The 15,061-nt window shown below is 69.9% G+C and carries 14 protein-coding genes; 8 read left to right on the forward strand and 6 right to left on the reverse strand.

The annotated features are described in order from the left end of the window. Positions 1 to 101: 101 nt before the first annotated feature. Together C1N74_RS01010 and C1N74_RS01015 are read left to right on the forward strand one after the other, a co-directional pair. Positions 102 to 2,990 (forward strand): HtaA domain-containing protein, encoded by a 2,889-nt coding sequence (locus C1N74_RS01010; protein ID WP_137749782.1) that lies wholly within the window; start codon positions 102 to 104, stop codon positions 2,988 to 2,990. Between the two features lie 63 nt (positions 2,991 to 3,053). Beyond that, entirely contained in the window at positions 3,054 to 3,377 is a 324-nt protein-coding gene (locus C1N74_RS01015) for a hypothetical protein (RefSeq protein WP_023953106.1), read from the forward strand. Between the two features lie 21 nt (positions 3,378 to 3,398). Here the strand turns inward: C1N74_RS01015 and C1N74_RS01020 are convergent, their stop codons facing one another. Beyond that, the gene (locus C1N74_RS01020) at positions 3,399 to 4,010 is read right to left on the reverse strand and encodes a hypothetical protein (protein ID WP_023953105.1); all 612 of its coding nucleotides are present in this window, start codon (positions 4,008 to 4,010) and stop codon (positions 3,399 to 3,401) included. 73 nt (positions 4,011 to 4,083) lie between these two features. Beyond that, on the reverse strand, positions 4,084 to 6,006 hold the full coding sequence (nagE, locus tag C1N74_RS01025; protein WP_137749783.1) for an N-acetylglucosamine-specific PTS transporter subunit IIBC: 1,923 nt from the start codon (positions 6,004 to 6,006) through the stop codon (positions 4,084 to 4,086). A 98-nt stretch (positions 6,007 to 6,104) separates the two neighbouring features. On the opposite strand from nagE, the gene C1N74_RS01030 reads away from it, so the two are divergent. The 5 genes from C1N74_RS01030 to C1N74_RS01050 all read left to right on the forward strand — a co-directional run bounded on the left by C1N74_RS01030 (position 6,105) and on the right by C1N74_RS01050 (position 11,985). Continuing rightward, complete coding sequence (locus C1N74_RS01030; protein ID WP_071918724.1) at positions 6,105 to 7,250, forward strand: ROK family transcriptional regulator; 1,146 nt, start codon at positions 6,105 to 6,107, stop codon at positions 7,248 to 7,250. A 50-nt stretch (positions 7,251 to 7,300) separates the two neighbouring features. Continuing rightward, a complete protein-coding gene (gene nagB / locus C1N74_RS01035) occupies positions 7,301 to 8,086 on the forward strand; it encodes a glucosamine-6-phosphate deaminase (RefSeq protein WP_064955169.1) in 786 nt (261 codons plus the stop codon). A gap of 93 nt (positions 8,087 to 8,179) precedes the next feature. Beyond that, complete coding sequence (gene purM, locus C1N74_RS01040; protein WP_023953099.1) at positions 8,180 to 9,298, forward strand: phosphoribosylformylglycinamidine cyclo-ligase; 1,119 nt, start codon at positions 8,180 to 8,182, stop codon at positions 9,296 to 9,298. A gap of 6 nt (positions 9,299 to 9,304) precedes the next feature. Continuing rightward, positions 9,305 to 10,765 carry an amidophosphoribosyltransferase gene (gene purF / locus C1N74_RS01045; protein ID WP_137749784.1) on the forward strand — a complete coding sequence of 487 codons (1,461 nt, stop codon included), beginning with the start codon at positions 9,305 to 9,307 and terminating at the stop codon, positions 10,763 to 10,765. Then, on the forward strand, positions 10,762 to 11,985 hold the full coding sequence (locus tag C1N74_RS01050) for a CynX/NimT family MFS transporter (RefSeq protein ID WP_064955168.1): 1,224 nt from the start codon (positions 10,762 to 10,764) through the stop codon (positions 11,983 to 11,985). Before purF ends, C1N74_RS01050 begins: the two co-directional genes overlap by 4 nt. 9 nt (positions 11,986 to 11,994) lie before the next feature. Here the strand turns inward: C1N74_RS01050 and C1N74_RS01055 are convergent, their stop codons facing one another. Next, a complete protein-coding gene (locus C1N74_RS01055) occupies positions 11,995 to 12,171 on the reverse strand; it encodes a DUF3073 family protein (RefSeq protein ID WP_023953093.1) in 177 nt (58 codons plus the stop codon). Positions 12,172 to 12,319: 148 nt separating this feature from the next. Between C1N74_RS01055 and C1N74_RS01060 the strand changes: the two genes are divergently transcribed. Next, positions 12,320 to 12,850, forward strand: a complete 531-nt coding sequence (locus C1N74_RS01060) for a universal stress protein (RefSeq protein ID WP_064955167.1) — start codon at positions 12,320 to 12,322, stop codon at positions 12,848 to 12,850. A 46-nt stretch (positions 12,851 to 12,896) separates the two neighbouring features. Here the strand turns inward: C1N74_RS01060 and C1N74_RS01065 are convergent, their stop codons facing one another. The 3 genes from C1N74_RS01065 to C1N74_RS16350 all read right to left on the reverse strand — a co-directional run bounded on the left by C1N74_RS01065 (position 12,897) and on the right by C1N74_RS16350 (position 14,796). After that, the gene (locus tag C1N74_RS01065) at positions 12,897 to 13,505 is read right to left on the reverse strand and encodes a PadR family transcriptional regulator (RefSeq protein ID WP_064955166.1); all 609 of its coding nucleotides are present in this window, start codon (positions 13,503 to 13,505) and stop codon (positions 12,897 to 12,899) included. A 2-nt stretch (positions 13,506 to 13,507) separates the two neighbouring features. After that, positions 13,508 to 14,455: a DUF4097 family beta strand repeat-containing protein gene (locus C1N74_RS01070; RefSeq protein WP_114598180.1), complete on the reverse strand. Its 948-nt coding sequence runs from the start codon at positions 14,453 to 14,455 to the stop codon at positions 13,508 to 13,510. 176 nt (positions 14,456 to 14,631) lie between these two features. Continuing rightward, positions 14,632 to 14,796 carry a hypothetical protein gene (locus C1N74_RS16350; protein ID WP_023953086.1) on the reverse strand — a complete coding sequence of 55 codons (165 nt, stop codon included), beginning with the start codon at positions 14,794 to 14,796 and terminating at the stop codon, positions 14,632 to 14,634. Positions 14,797 to 15,061: the final 265 nt, after the last annotated feature.

The following is a 15,061-nucleotide window of genomic DNA, read 5'->3' on the forward strand; positions in this document are numbered from 1 at the left end:
CTGTCAGGGACTTCACAAACTTCGATTAGGTAAGGCTAAGCTAACTCTCGTCGCGTGCCCGACGCGCGAGCTTCACCTGCATCGAGATTCGGAGGGTTCCCATGCTGAGAACCAGGAGGGCGGCGCTGCAGCGTCCGCTCGCGAGCGTGCTGACCGGCGCGCTCGTCGCCATGGCCGCCGTCGTCGGTGTCGCCGCGCCGGCAACGGCCGCCGGCCCCACTCTGACGACGTCGACCACCGTCGTCGCGAACGAGAAGATCACGGTCGCCATCACCGGCACCGGCTTCGAGGTCGCTCCCCAGTACCCGGGTCAGCCGAGCCGGCACGCCTACGTCGCCCTCGTCGAGAAGGGCGACCTGACGGTCGACCAGGCGACCACGCCCAACGCCTCGCTCGACGTCTCCACCGCGGGCGAGATCACCGGAAGCCTCGAGCAGATCGCGAGCGAGCTCGATCGCACGAAGGCCTACGAGGTCATCTCGTGGCCGTCTCGTTCGTTCCCCACCGAGGCGAACCTCCTCGCCCGCGCCGACGTCTCGATCGACTGGGCCGCGCTCTTCCCGGTCGTCGCCGAGTCGACCACGACGACCCTGTCGGCCTCACCCGATGGAACGGCCGTCGAGGGCGCCGACGTCACCCTGACGGCGACGGTCTCGCCGGCGGCATCCGGGGCGGTCTCGTTCACGGCAGGCGACGCGTCGCTCGGCTCGGCGCCGGTCGAGGGCGGCGTCGCGAGCATCGTCACCTCGTCGCTCGCCGTCGGCACGCACAGCATCGCGGCCGCGTTCACCCCGGCCGACGCCACGGCCTACTCCGCCTCGACCGCACCGGCGCTGAGCTACACGGTCACCGCGAAGGCGAGCGAGCCCGAGACTCCGGCGCGGGTGCCCACGCTCACGCTCTCGAAGTCGACGGGGCTCGACCCCGCGGGCGAGGAGATCACCGTCACGGGCACGGGCTACGACCCGGCTCAGCCGATCTACCTCACGACGTGCACCGACCGCCCGCTCGCTGAGGTCGACTTCGCCTTCATCGCGGCGGGATGCACGAGAGGCGCGAAGCTCGTCACCTCGAACCCCACCACGGCGACGATGGTGAAGTTCGCGGAGGACGGTTCGTTCGAGACCACGCTGACGGTCGCGCCGAAGGGCGAGACGACGGCGGTCTACACGATCGCCGATCACACCGGCATGACCAACCGCACGCAGGACGCGAAGGCCGTGGTGTCGTTCGCGGCCACGACGCCGACCGAGCCGCTCCCCGCGCCGACGCTCACGGTCACCCCGAACACGGATGTCGACCCGAGCGGTGCCACGCTCACCGTCGAGGGACGCAACTACCGCCAGAGCGAGGTCGGCGCCGGCTTCGCGCTGCGCTTCGGCTGGGTCGCCGAGACCTGGAAGCCCTCCGAGGGCGCCGCGAACTCCGCTCGCCCCTCGGTCTCGTACGTCCGCGTCTCGGGCGAGCCGACCGGCGACGCCAACCTCCCGTGGACCGAGAACGCCGACGGCACGGTCGACTTCACGTGGACAGTCCAGGTCGATGAGAAGTCCGCGAACGAGAAGCGCCCCGGCGACGACTACCGCCTCGGCGTCTTCACCTTCGGCAACAAGGCGTCGCAGGGCCTGCAGCCCGACAACGAGCTCTTCGTGCCTGTGACGTGGGCCGCGGTCGCGCCGCAGCCCGAGCCGACGAAGAGCCCGAGGATCACGGTGACACCGAACGCCGACCTCGACCCGGCCGTGGCCCACACGCTCACGGTCTCGGGCACCGGTTTCGTCGGCGACAGCGCCGCCAACGGCGCGTACGTCCTCTTCGGTGAGAAGTCGGTCTGGGCCGGGGCCGGACCGCTCCCCGCCGAGGGCTGGGTGCAGTTGGCCTGGGTCCGTCCGACGTCGATCGTGGGCGGCGCGTTCACGGTTGAGCTGACGGTTCCCGCGGGCTCGCTCGACCCGACGAAGAGCTACCACGTCGCGACGTCCGCGGCGCACGCGCTGTCGATCACCGACCGGACGCTCGACGCCTTCGCCGACGTCACCGTCGCTCAGCCGACGGCTCCGTTCGTCGCGTTCGCGGGCTCGGCGACCGTCGCCCAGGGCGGCGTGCTCGAGTTCACCGGCGGCGGTTTCGCACCCGGTGACGTCGTGACGGCCGTCGCGCACTCCGAGCCGGTCACCATCGGCTCGGCGACGGCGGATGCCGGCGGACGCGTGTCGTTCTCGTGGGCGGTTCCCGCCGGGTTCGCGACGGGCGACCACACGCTCGAGCTCAGCGTCGGCGGCGTCGTCGCGGCATCCGCCCCCTTCCGGGTCACCCCTGCCGCTGTCGCCGCAGCCGTCGAGTCGCCGGCCGCACCGTCGTGCGTCGCCCGGTCGGTCTCGGGAGCGACGATCGAGTGGGGTGTGAAGGAGTCGTACCGCTCGTACATCACGGGCCCGATCGCCAAGGGAGAGATCTCCGGCGGCTGGGGCAGCGGTTCGGGAGCGTACAGCCCCGAGAACGACCGCGGCCGCGTCAGCTTCGGCGGCTCGGTGCACTACACCGGCCACAGCGGTCTGCTCGACATGACCCTGTCGAACCCGCGCGTGCAGATCACCGGCGCGAACACCGCTTCGCTGATCGTGAACGTGCAGTCCAAGGGGTACAACGGCTCGCCCGACGTGAACGCGAACGGCGTCGTCTTCGCGACGCTCTCGCTGCCCGCCGCCACGACGACGGCGAATCGGATCAGCTGGACGGGTGCATCGGCCACGCTGACGGCAGCGGGCGCCGAGGCCTTCGCCGGCTTCTACTCGGCCGGCGAGGCGCTCGATCCCGTGAGCATCACGTTCCCGCTCGGCGCCGAGGTGCCGTGCGACGCCTCGACCGACGCGACCCTCGCCGCGACCGGTGGACAGGCTCCCGTCGACACCCTGTGGCTGGGTGCCGGGATGCTGCTGATCGGCGCGCTCGCCGTGTCGTTCACGCGTCGTCGCCGCAGCGCGCTCTGACGACTCGCTGAGCCCTCTCGTCGCACCGCCCGGGCATTGCTCGGGCGGTGCGACAATGGAGTCATGGCTGAGGAGATCACCGAACGGGTCGAGTCGGCGCGCGTGCGTCGCGTGCCCAAGTACAGCGTGTTCCTCCTGCTCGGAGCCGCGGCGGGCATCATCGTCGCGCTGGCCCTGACGTTCGGCATCCCGGATGAGGGAGTCAGCACCAACACCGGCCTGCAGTACTCTGCGGGTCAGGTGTTCGGGTTCATCGCGCTCGGCGCCATCCCGGTCTGCATGGCGATCGCGGGCGTCATCGCCCTCGTGCTCGACCGCGCCGCACGTCGCCGCACGCGCGAGGTCCGCATCCTCCACGAGCGCGTGCGCGCCGTCGACGACGCCTGACGCGGGCCCGGTTCTCGCGGGTCAGGCGATCTCGGCGATGATCGGTGCGATCGCTGCGTCGAAGGCCACGACGTCGCTGCGCAGTCCGTCGGTGACGGCGATCGTGAGCGCGCCGATCCACCACACGCCGCGCTGACTCAGCGGCAGCACCTGCACGTTCAGCTCGAACGAGTGCGCCCGCCGCCCGATGCGGCGCTCGTGCTGCGCGAGCGCCCCGGCATACGCGCGGTAGGCGACGGCGCCGGCGCCCGACGAGCGCGAGGTGTACCGGGCGTGCACGTCACGCGCGAAAGCCACCGCCTCCGCCGCGTGCGGGCGGATCTCGCGCTCGAGTCGCTCGAACCCCTCGGTGGGCAACGCGACGAGAGTGTCGAAGCCGTCGACGAGATCGAGCGGCACGGGGGAGGGATGCGCGAGCGGCTCGACCGTCATCTCCCAGTACGCGCGCCACTGCCGTTCGAGCTCCGCCTGCGTCTCGGGGTCGCGCTCGACGGGTGTCGGCTCTATCCCACGCAGGTGAGGCAGCTCATCCGGAGTGCGGATGCCGAGCACCTGGCGCAGGTACAGCGCGACGACGACCGAGGGCGCGGCATCCTCCCGCACCACCCACTCGGGAGTCTTCGCCGCGCTCATGGCGCCAGTTTAGAGCGGGGGTGGTGGGGTGCGGCCGGTGCCGAGACGATCGCGCTCGGCACCGGCCGAGGCGTCACTCGAACTCGATCGACGCGTGTTCGTTGTTCAGCACGATGACCGGCGTGATGGGGGAGTAGCCCGCGCCGCGGATGACGCCCGTGTCGATGCGGAGCAACGGATGCCCCGCGTGCACGCCCTCACCCTGCTGGACGAGCGCCTGGAACCCACGGCCCTTGAGGTCGACGGTGTCGATGCCCACGTGGATCAGCAGCTCGGTGCCGTCGTCGAGGGTCATGCCCACGGCGTGACCGGTCGGGAACACCGTGGTCACGGTGCCGTCCGCGGGCGCGACGACCGTGTCTCCGGACGGGTCGATCGCGAGGCCGGGACCCATCGTCCCCTGCGAGAACATCGGGTCGGGAACCTGCGCGAGCGGCACGACCGTGCCGGCGATGGGCTGACGCAGCCGCACCACCGCGGGGGCGGTGGTCGTCACCGTGCTCGCACCCTGCGGTGCCGACGATGCCGCGGGCGGCTCGACCTCGCGGCCCGCGAGGACGTCGTCCATCGCGTCCTTCACGAACTGCACGTTGAGCCCGTAGACCACCTGCACCGACTTGGGCCCGGAGACCATGGTGCCCGCCGCGCCGGCGCGCTTGAGCGCGTCGCTGTCGACACGCGACGTGTCGGCGACCTCGAGCCGCAGGCGGGTGGCGCAGTTGTCGAGCTGAACGATGTTGTCCTTGCCGCCGAGGCCCGCGATCATCTTCTCCGCGGTGGGGCCGTAGCCCGCGTCGCGGTTGATCGCCGGGCCGATGTCGGCTGCGAGCTCGTCGTCGTCTTCACGGCCCGGCGTCTTCAGTCGGAACTTCAGGATGAGGAACCGGAACACCACGAAGTAGACCGCGAACCAGAACACGCCCATGATCGGGATCATCCAGGGGTTCTGAGCCAGCGGGTTCATCCAGCCGAGCACCAGGTCGATGAAGCCCGCCGAGAAACCGAAGCCCATGCGGGTCGGGAGCAGCGCGGCGATGAAGACCGAGATGCCCGTGAAGACGGCGTGGACGAGGTACAGCCACGGCGCGAGGAACATGAAGGTGAACTCGAGCGGTTCGGTGACGCCGACGAAGAACGAGGCGACGGCGGCCGAGAGGAGGATGCCCGACACCATCTTCTTGCGCTTGGTCTTGGCGGTGACGTACATCGCCAGGGCGGCGCCGGGCAGGCCGAACATCATGATCGGGAAGAAACCGGTCATGTACTGACCCGTCACCCCGAAGACGCCTTCGCCGTTGGAGCCGGCGAGGAAGTTGTTGAGGTCGTTGATGCCGGCGACGTCGAACCAGAAGACCGAGTTCAGAGCGTGGTGCAGCCCGAGTGGGATCAGGAGGCGGTTGAAGAAGCCGTAGAGCCCTGCGCCGACGGGGCCGAGGGTCGAGATCCACTCGCCAAAGATGACCAGGCCCGCGTAGACGATGGGCCAGACGAAGAACAGCACCGCGGCGACGACGAGCGAGATCCCGGCCGTGACGATCGCCACGGAGCGCTTGCCCGAGAAGAAGGACAGCGCGTCCGGTAGCCTGACGTCCTTGAACCGGTTGTAGGCCCAGGCGCCGATGAGGCCGCAGATGATGCCGATGAAGACGTTCTGCACCTTGCCGAAGGCGGGGTCGACCTCGGCGACATCCTCGATGCCGAGGAAGCCGGCGACGGTTGCGGGGCTCAGGAGGGTCGTGATCGTGAGCCACGACACGAGCCCGGCCAGCGCTGAGGTCCCGTCAGACTTGTTGGCCATGCCGATCGAGATGCCGATCGCGAACAGCAGGGCCATGTTGTCGATCAGTGCACCGCCTGCGGCGGCGAGGAACGTCGCGATGATGTTGGGGCCTGCGGCAGAGGCGATCCAGTAGCTGATCCCGACGAGGATGGCGGCGACGGGTAGCACGGCGACCGGCAGCATGATCGACCGGCCGAGTCGTTGGAAGAATTTCACGGGTCACTCCGATGTGCGCGGGGGAACGGGGTTCTGGCAGTATTGGTTAAGAACGTTTCCGAATTATTTCTCGGGAACTGTACTCGATCGGGGAACGTATGACTACGACGTCAGCGGAAGGCGCTGCTTCGCCGAGGGCGCGCGGCCGCCGCATCCGTCCCGAGGACGCGCGCAGCAACAACCGTCGCCTCGTCCTGCAGGCGCTCCACCGCGAGGAAGGGCTGTCGCGCGCCGACATCGCGCGTGCGACCGGACTCTCGCGCGTGACGATCTCCGATCTGGTCGGTGAGCTCGTCGACGAGCAGCTCGTCGTCGAGAGCGGCCGCGGACACCGGTCGGGGCCCGGCGCGCCCTCCCGGGCCCTCGCGCTGGCGAGGTCGTCGCGCAACGTGGTCGCCGTGTCGATCTCGAGCGGCGACACGATCGAGGGCGCCGTCGTCGACCTCGGGGGAACCGTCATCGCGCGCGAGGTCGTCGAGCGCGGCGGGTCGACCGGCGCCGAGGCGCTCGCCGTGCTCGGTGACCTCATCGACCGGCTGGTCCGCACGGCCGAGGCCCCGATCCTCGGGATCGGCGTCTCGACACCGGGCGTCGTCGACGGCGCGGGCGTCGTCCGCGAGTCGTCGCATCTGGACTGGCACGACGTCGCGCTCCGCGGCATCCTGTTCGACCGCACCGGTCTGCCGGTCTCGGTCACCAACGGGCTCAACGCCGCGGGCATGGGCGAGCTGAGCTTCGGCAAGGTCGACCACGACCTGTTGCTCGTCCGGGTCGGCGCCGGCGTCGGAGCCGCCGCGATCGTGAACGGCGCGGTCGTCCACGGACGCAACTGGGCCGCGGGCGAGATCGGCCACGTCGTCGTGACGGAGGGCGAGGGGCCCGTCTGCGCGTGCGGCCGCACCGGATGCCTCGAGGCCTGGCTGTCGGTGCCGAAGCTCGAGGCTCGGCTCGCAGCGGCGCCCGACGCCGAGGCCGCTCTGCACGTTCGCCGCGAGGCGGGGCGGTGCCTCGGCATCGCGCTGTCACCGCTCGTCGCGACGCTCGGGCTGACGGATGTCGTGCTGAGCGGACCGGCCGAGCTGATCGAGGGGGCGCTCATCGACGCCGCGAGCGAAGCCATCGCAGCTCGCGTGCTGCCGATCCTCTTCGACGACCTGACCGTGCGCCTTGCCGAGACCCACGGCGACCTCCGACTGCGGGGAGCCGCAGCCCTCGTGCTGTCGGAGACCCTCGGGCTCGCCTGAGCCGAGCCCCGGCATCCGCCCTCCCGACCGAACCGAAAGAAGGAAGAGTCATGGCCGAAGTCGTCATCGTCCCCAGCGAGCAGGAGGCGGGCCGTCTCGTCGGCGACGCGATCGTCGACCTCATCCAGCGGCGCCCCGATGCCGTGCTCGGACTGGCGACCGGGTCGACCCCGCTCGCGGTCTACCGGCACCTCGCCGAGCGCGTGCGCGGCGAGGACATCGACGTGTCGCGCGTGCGCGGCTTCGCGCTCGACGAGTACGTCGGGCTGCCCGCCGGCCACCCGGAGAGCTACCGCAGCGTCATCGAGCGCGAGGTCGTCGAGCCCGTCGGGTTCGACCCGGCCCGCATCGAGGTGCCGCACGGCGACCTCGACGGAATCGAGACCGCGGGGGAGCAGTACGAGGCCGCGATCCGCGCCGCCGGTGGGGTCGACCTGCAGATCCTCGGCATCGGCCGCACCGGGCACATCGGCTTCAACGAGCCGGGCAGCTCGCTCGCCTCGCTGACGCGGGTCAAGACGCTCACGGAGGAGACGCGGGCCGACAACGCCCGCTTCTTCGACTCGCCCGACGATGTGCCGATGCACTGCATCACCCAGGGCATCGGCACCATCCTGCGCGCCCGCCACCTCGTGCTGCTGGCGTTCGGCGAAGCCAAGGCGGATGCCGTCGCCGCGGCCGTCGAGGGCCCGGTCAGCACCTCGGCGCCCGGCTCGGCCGTGCAGCTGCATCCGCATGTCACCGTCGTCGTCGACGAGGCCGCCGCAAGCGCCCTGAACCAGACGCCGTACTACCGGCACGCGTGGGCGAACAAGCCCGCCTGGCAGGGCATCTGACCCCGGTCCGTGTCGCGATGGAATCACCACCGATTCGGGCCGCCGAGACACGCCCGGCGCTCGGCCGCTCCACGGGCCGGTACTCTGGATGCCGTGGCCTCGAGTCCCACTGATCCCTATACCCAAGCCGGCGTCGACACCGCGGCGGGAGACCTCGCCGTCGAACTGATGAAGTCGGCGGTCCGGCGAACCCACGGCGACGAAGTCCTCGGGGGTGTCGGCGGCTTCGCCGGCCTCTTCGATGCGAGCGCGCTGCTCGGCTACACGAAGCCGCTGCTGGCGACCTCGACCGACGGCGTCGGCACGAAGGTCGCGATCGCGCAGGCCATCGACAAGCACGACACGATCGGGCAGGACCTGGTCGGCATGGTCGTCGACGACATCGTCGTGGTCGGCGCGAAGCCGCTCTTCATGACCGACTACATCGCGTGCGGCAAGGTCGTGCCCGAGCGCATCGCCGACATCGTCCGCGGCATCGCCGACGGCTGCTCTGCGACGGGCACCGCGCTCGTCGGCGGCGAGACGGCCGAGCACCCCGGTCTTCTGGGCGTGAACGACTACGACGTCGCGGGTGCGGCGACGGGTGTCGTGGAGTCCGAGCAGGTGCTGGGCGCCGACCGGGTGCGGGACGGCGACGTCGTGCTCGCGCTCGCTTCGAGCGGCCCGCATTCCAACGGCTACTCGCTGATCCGCCACATCATCACGGGTGCGGGCATCGGCTACGGCGACCAGGCGGCGGACTTCGGCCGCACCTGGGGCGAGCAGCTGCTCGAGCCCACGCGCCTCTACACCTCGCCGCTGCTGCGCCTGATCGCCGAGCTCGGCGACGGCATCCACTCCCTCAGCCACGTCACGGGCGGCGGTATCGCGGCGAACCTCGCGCGCGTCCTGCCGAAGGACACCTGGGTCGACGTCGATCGTGCGACATGGTCGCCGTCGCCGGTCTTCCGCGTGCTCGCAGACCTCGGGGGCCTCGAGCTCGAGCGCACCGAGGGCACCTGGAACCTCGGCATCGGCTTCTTCGCCGTCGTGTCGCCGGCCGCAGCGGATGCCGCGATCGCGGCGCTTCGCGCGGACGGCATCGATACCTGGCAGGTCGGTGTCGTCTCGACGGGCCCGCGTCCCGCGGGCGACTACGAGCAGGGCGCCAAGGGCGTCGACGGCGGGGCCGTGCGCCTGGTCGGCGGGTACCGCGAAGCAGGAGTTAACTGACCCCCTATGTGCGGAATCGTCGGAATCGTCGGGCAGTCCCCGGCGAACCAGGAGATCTACGACGCCCTGCTGCTGCTGCAGCACCGCGGCCAGGACTCGACGGGCATCGCGACCGCTGAGAACAGCGGCGTCTTCCACATCTTCAAGGCCAACGGGCAGGTGCGCGAGGCGGTCCGCACGCGTGACATGCGGTCGCTGCTCGGCAACATCGGGCTCGGCCACGTCCGCTACGCCACCAAGGGCACCGCGTCGAGCGAAGAAGAGGCGCAGCCCTTCTACGTCAACGCGCCGTACGGCATCGTGCTGGTGCACAACGGCAACCTGACCAACACCCGCGAGCTGACCGACGAGCTGTTCCGCAAGGATCGCCGCCACCTCAACACCAGCTCCGACACCGAGCTTCTGGTCAACGTGCTCGCCAACGAGCTGCAGGCCACCATCTCGGGCCTCGACCTCGACCCCGACCAGGTCTTCCAGGCTGTCGAGCGCGTTCACGAGCGTGTCGAGGGCTCGTACGCCGCGATCGCCCTGATCGCCGGCCACGGCCTGCTGGCCTTCCGCGATCCGTTCGGCATCCGTCCGCTCATCCTCGGCACCCGCCGGGCCGAGAACGGCCGCGACGAGTGGACCGTGGCATCGGAGTCGCTCGTGCTCGAGAACGGCGGCTTCGAGGTCGTGCGCGACGTCGAGCCCGGCGAAGCGGTGTTCATCGACGCCGAGGGTACGCTGCACACGCGTCAGTGCGCGCAGCAGACGCAGCTCGCGCCGTGCTCGTTCGAGTACGTCTACCTCGCCCGCCCCGACTCGATCATGAACGGCATCTCGGTCTACGAGGCTCGCCTGCGCATGGGCGAGCGTCTCGCCGACACGATCGCCAAGTACACCCCTCAGGGTGCGATCGACGTCGTCATGCCGATCCCCGACTCATCGCGTCCGGCGGCGATGCAGGTCGCGCGCAAGCTCGGCATCGAGTACCGCGAGGGCTTCTACAAGAACCGCTACGTCGGCCGGACGTTCATTATGCCGGGCCAGGCCGTGCGCAAGAAGAGCGTGCGCCAGAAGCTCAACGCGATGTCGAGCGAGTTCAAGGGCAAGAACGTCCTGCTCATCGACGACTCGATCGTGCGCGGCACGACGTCGAAGGAGATCATCCAGATGGCCCGGGATGCCGGTGCCAAGAGCGTCACGTTCGCGTCGGCCGCGCCGCCGGTGCGTTACCCGCACGTGTACGGCATCAACATGCCCTCTCGTCACGAGCTGATCGCGCACGACCGCACCATCCCCGAGATCGCGGAGGAGCTCGGCTGCGACTACCTCGTCTATCAGGAGATCGAGGACCTGAAAGCGGCGATCGTCGAGGGCACCGACATCGTCGACCTCGACATGAGCTGCTTCGACGGGCGCTACGTCACCGGAACGGTCAGCGAGGAGTATCTGAGCTGGGTCGAGGGCACCCAGCAGTCGTGACTTCGCTCTGGCGGGGACGCGTCCTCGCGTTCCTCGGCGTCATCCTCGTCGCCTTCTCGCTGCGTTCGGCCGTCGCGTCGCTGTCGCCGATCCTCACCGAGATCGACGCGGACCTCGGCGTGCCGTCGTGGGTGGCCGGCCTCATCGGCGCGGCGCCGCCGGTGTGCTTCGCGGTCTTCGGCGTCATCACTCCGATCCTGGAGCGACGGTTCGGCCTGCAGCGCCTCGCGGTCGCCGCGATGGTCGTCGCCGGGGCCGCGCTGCTGGGTCGAGCGCTCGCGCCGGATGCCGGCATCCTGCTCATTGCCACGACCGTGCTCTTCGCCGCGATCAGCATCGGCAACGTCGTGCTGCCGCCGCTGATCAAGACGTACTTCCCCGACCGGGTCGGGACGATGACCGCGGTCTACTCGACGATGCTCGCCGTCGCGGCCTTCGTGCCGCCGCTGGTGGCGGTGCCGATCGCCGACACGGCGGGTTGGCGGTTCTCCCTCGGGCTGTGGTCGGTGTTCGCCGTGCTCGCGGTGATCCCCTGGCTCGTGACGCTGCGCCGGTCACGCATCGCGGCGGCGTCGGCGGATGCGGTGATCGCCCCGACTCCGTCGCCGAACGTGCTCAGCCGGCTCGTGCGCCTGCCGATGGCGTGGGCCGTCGCGGTCACCTTCGCGGTGTCGGCATCCAGCGTCTACGCGTCTTTCGCGTGGCTGCCGATCATCCTCGTCGACCTCGCGGGCGTATCGCACGCCGCCGCGGGGTCGCTCCTCGCGCTGTTCGGTGCGATGGGGCTGCCGTGGTCGATCCTCGTGCCGCTGGTCATCACGCGGTGGCAGCGGCTCGGCCCGATCTACGCCGTCGCGGCGTCGGCCGGGCTCGTCGCCGTCGCGGGGCTGCTCATCGCGCCGGGATCAGCCGTCGTGCTGTGGGTCGTGCTGCTGGGCACGCCGCAGATGCTGTTCCCGGCTGCGCTGGTGTTCATCCAGCGCAAGACGAGGACGCACGAGGGCACTGTCGCTCTGAGCGGATTCGCGCAGAGCGTCGGCTATGCCGTGGCCGCGGTGTTCCCCATCTCGTTCGCGCTCCTGCACGAAGCGACGGGCGACTGGACGGCCCCGCTCATCATGGTCGGTGTGCTGATGCTCGCTGCGATCCCCGCGGGGATCGTCGTCACGCGTCCCCACACGATCGAGGACGAGTGGGAGCAGCGCCACGGCGCATGGTGATGAGCCCGGTCAGGCCTTCTCGTCCTCGTACTCGTCGGAGTACTGGTCAGCCCACTTGTCGACGTACTGATCGTCGTCGGAATGAGCGAGCTCCTTCTCGAGCGAGGAGAAGTTGACATTGTAGGTGTCGTACTTCAGCTCACGCGCGATCTTGGTGTGCTTCGCCTTTTGACGGCCACGCCCCATGCGAGACCCCCTCATTTCTGAGTCACGGGCTGTTCAGCGGTGCCCGGAGCATTTCACGATCCGGCGCTGCGCCGGGGAAGAGTAGCATCAAGAATAACACGGGGGCCCCGAGCCATCGCCGGTGCCGCCGCTGAGACAGGGGGCGACCATGGCCGATCAGCACTCCGCAGGCGACGAGAGCCGCCTTCCGTCGACGCCCGTCATCGCGGGAGTCATCCCCGGGCAGTCGCCTCGCGTCGTCGTCGAAGCGGCCCGATACGCGTCGATGCTCGGCGTCGGGCTCATCATCGTGCACGTCGACGTCACCCGGTTCGTGACCTACGAAGACCCCGACGGCTACGTCCACACGGCTCCCATCGACCTCGGGGCGGTCTCGAGCGCGGCGCAGCTCGAGCAGATCCGAGCGGCCGCGGCGGAGGCGCTCCGGTCGTCCCCCGTGGAGTGGACCGTGCATCAGCTCGTCGGAGATCCGGCGCTCGCGATCAAGCACCTCGCCGACCGGCTCGACGCCAAGCTGCTCGTGGTCGGTACGCGCCGGCGCGGCATCGGCGAGTCGATCCGCGAGTTCTTCACGGGCTCGGTGGCGGCGCGGCTGGCGCATCGGCAGCGGCGGTCCATCCTCGTCGTACCGCAGGGTGAGACCGCCGCGGACGACGAAGACCTCTGGCCCGAGCCCTGAGCGGCCCGGAGCAGAGGTCATCGGTGCGGCGTGGCACCGCGCGTCGTCAGCCCCGCAGGGTCCGCAGCACCTCTTCGCGGGCCCGGGTGAGTGCAGCGACGAGGTCGTCGACGGTGGAAGCCGTGACGTCGCCGTCGCGCGCGATGTGCGACCGCAGGTCGGCCTTCACGTTCGCCCGGAACTCGGCGATCGCGGCATCCGCTCGCTGCGCCTGCGCGCGGGCTTCGGCGCGCGGGTTCTCGGGTGGTGTCGGACGCGTGGCCGTCTCGTGATCGAGGTTCGCGGCCGCTGCGAGATCGGCCTGGAGGCTCTTCATCGCGGCGCGCACGCTGCCCCGGACCTCGTCGGCGATGAGGCGGATGCTGTCGGCCAGGCCGGCCTGGATGCCGTCGAGGTCATGGCGGCGGGCCGAGAGCTCGTCACGGCCGGCATCCGTGATCTCGTAGATCGTCTTGCGACCGTCGACGGTCTTGGTCACGAGTCCTTCGTCCTCGAGCTTGGCCAACCGCGGATAGATGGTGCCGGCGCTCGGCGAGTACGTGCCGCCGGTGCGCTCCGTCAGGGCCTGCATGAGGTCGTACCCATGACGCGGCGACTCGTCGAGCAGCGACAGCAGGTAGAGGCGCAGATCACCGTGGGAGAAGACGGGCGGCATCGTCAGAGCTCCTCGCGACGGTCGGCGGTGTCCTCGGCCGGGGTGGTGGGCGCCGCTTCGCCCGGGGCGGCGTCGGGTGCTGCCTCGCCGGCGACCTCGGGAGTGCTCGTGCCGGCGACGTCGGTGGCCGCGGGGGCGGAGCGCCGCAGAACGGTCAGGTCGCCCGAGACCGAGTTGGTGCGGACATCGACGAACGATCCGCTGAGTTCACCGGTCGAGCCGGCGAAGCTCGTCAGCGGCCCGGCACCCTGACCGGATCGCACGACCCCGTCGATGAGCACGCGTCCGCTGACGCTTCGCACCTGATAGTTCGCGGGCAGGCTCTCGTCGAGGCGCACCGTCGCGTCGCCGCCCACGGTGTGGAGCGTGATCGACTGGATCGGACCGGACGAGTCGACGAGCATGGCGCCCGACACGGTGTCGATGTCGGCCGCGCGCAGGGTGCCGATCGCCGACACGTCGCCCGACACGGACTTCGCAGTGAGCGCTCCGGTCAGCTCGCGAGCCTGTACGTCGCCCGAGACGGCGTTGGCGTTCACGTCGCCCGTGATCCCGTCGATGATGATGTCGCCCGAGACGGTATTGACCCGCGCATCGGCCGTGAGACCCGACACGAGCGCGCTCGCGCTGACGACGCCGAGCGTGAGGTCGGTGCCTCGCGGGACGGCGACGCTGATCTCGGCCTTCGGCCCGGACGACCCGAAGTTGCGGAAGACCTGCGTGAAGTTGTCCCAGCGCAGCTGCGGGTGGTCGATCTCGACGACGTCGCCGGTCGCTTCGATACGGAGATCCTTGCCCGTGACGGCGTGCACCTCGATGCGGACGCCCGGTTCGTCGTGGGCGACGATGTCGATCTGACCCCCGACCATGCTCACCTTGAGCTTGCGGATGTCATCGACGTCGATCACCCGCGTCTCGTCGGGGTGGACGATCCATTTCTGCAGTGTCATGGCGCTTCCCTCTCTCAGGCGACGGTTGCCGCGAACTATTCGCGATATATCGCGTGTGCTGACGGTAACACGATATATCGCGACTCGTCCAGAGGTCCTCGGAGCAGGTCGCCGCACGGCTCCGGAAATGCAGAACGCCCCCGCCCGGAGGCGGAGGCGTTCGCGCAGCGCGGCGGTCAGACGCGCTTGTTGCCGCTGATCACTCGGAAGAGGAACGCGATGAGCGCGATCACACCGACGATCAGAGCAACCCAGAGCAGCCAGCTCAGGGCGCTGTTCAGGCCACTGACGATCGCGAGCACGATCGCAACGACGATGATGATGATGAGGAAGATGTTCACGAGGGCTCCTTGTCTGTCTCCCAATGTCCGTCCCACTGCGAGACGTTCCGACCCCGTGAAGGGCTGACCGCAACGTTAGAGAATGCCGAGCGTAAGTGCCGAGGCCTTGACGATCGATTCCCCGTGGTGGTAGCCCATCACGCGCCGACCCGACGCGCATGGTCGTGTCGGCGGCGAGGAAGGCGCCCTTTGTGTCGGGTCGCGGTCGGGCGGCGGCCGGCGGGCGGCGGGCGGCGGGTGGGGTGGGGTTACGCCCTTGCGCGAA

The organism is Microbacterium sp. SGAir0570 (genome assembly GCF_005491085.2).
In the GTDB taxonomy this organism is placed as follows: Bacteria; Actinomycetota; Actinomycetes; order Actinomycetales; family Microbacteriaceae; genus Microbacterium; species Microbacterium arborescens.

Coding starts and splice junctions, on each gene's coding strand:
- purF (WP_137749784.1), top strand. CDS start 9,305: ATGTGCGGAATCGTCGGAATCGTCGGGCAGTCCCCGGCGAACCAGGAG.
- C1N74_RS01065 (WP_064955166.1), bottom strand. CDS start 13,505: ATGCCGCCCGTCTTCTCCCACGGTGATCTGCGCCTCTACCTGCTGTCG.
- C1N74_RS01010 (WP_137749782.1), top strand. CDS start 102: ATGCTGAGAACCAGGAGGGCGGCGCTGCAGCGTCCGCTCGCGAGCGTG.
- C1N74_RS01030 (WP_071918724.1), top strand. CDS start 6,105: ATGACTACGACGTCAGCGGAAGGCGCTGCTTCGCCGAGGGCGCGCGGC.
- C1N74_RS01020 (WP_023953105.1), bottom strand. CDS start 4,010: ATGAGCGCGGCGAAGACTCCCGAGTGGGTGGTGCGGGAGGATGCCGCG.
- C1N74_RS01055 (WP_023953093.1), bottom strand. CDS start 12,171: ATGGGGCGTGGCCGTCAAAAGGCGAAGCACACCAAGATCGCGCGTGAG.
- nagB (WP_064955169.1), top strand. CDS start 7,301: ATGGCCGAAGTCGTCATCGTCCCCAGCGAGCAGGAGGCGGGCCGTCTC.
- C1N74_RS01060 (WP_064955167.1), top strand. CDS start 12,320: ATGGCCGATCAGCACTCCGCAGGCGACGAGAGCCGCCTTCCGTCGACG.
- C1N74_RS01015 (WP_023953106.1), top strand. CDS start 3,054: ATGGCTGAGGAGATCACCGAACGGGTCGAGTCGGCGCGCGTGCGTCGC.
- C1N74_RS01070 (WP_114598180.1), bottom strand. CDS start 14,455: ATGACACTGCAGAAATGGATCGTCCACCCCGACGAGACGCGGGTGATC.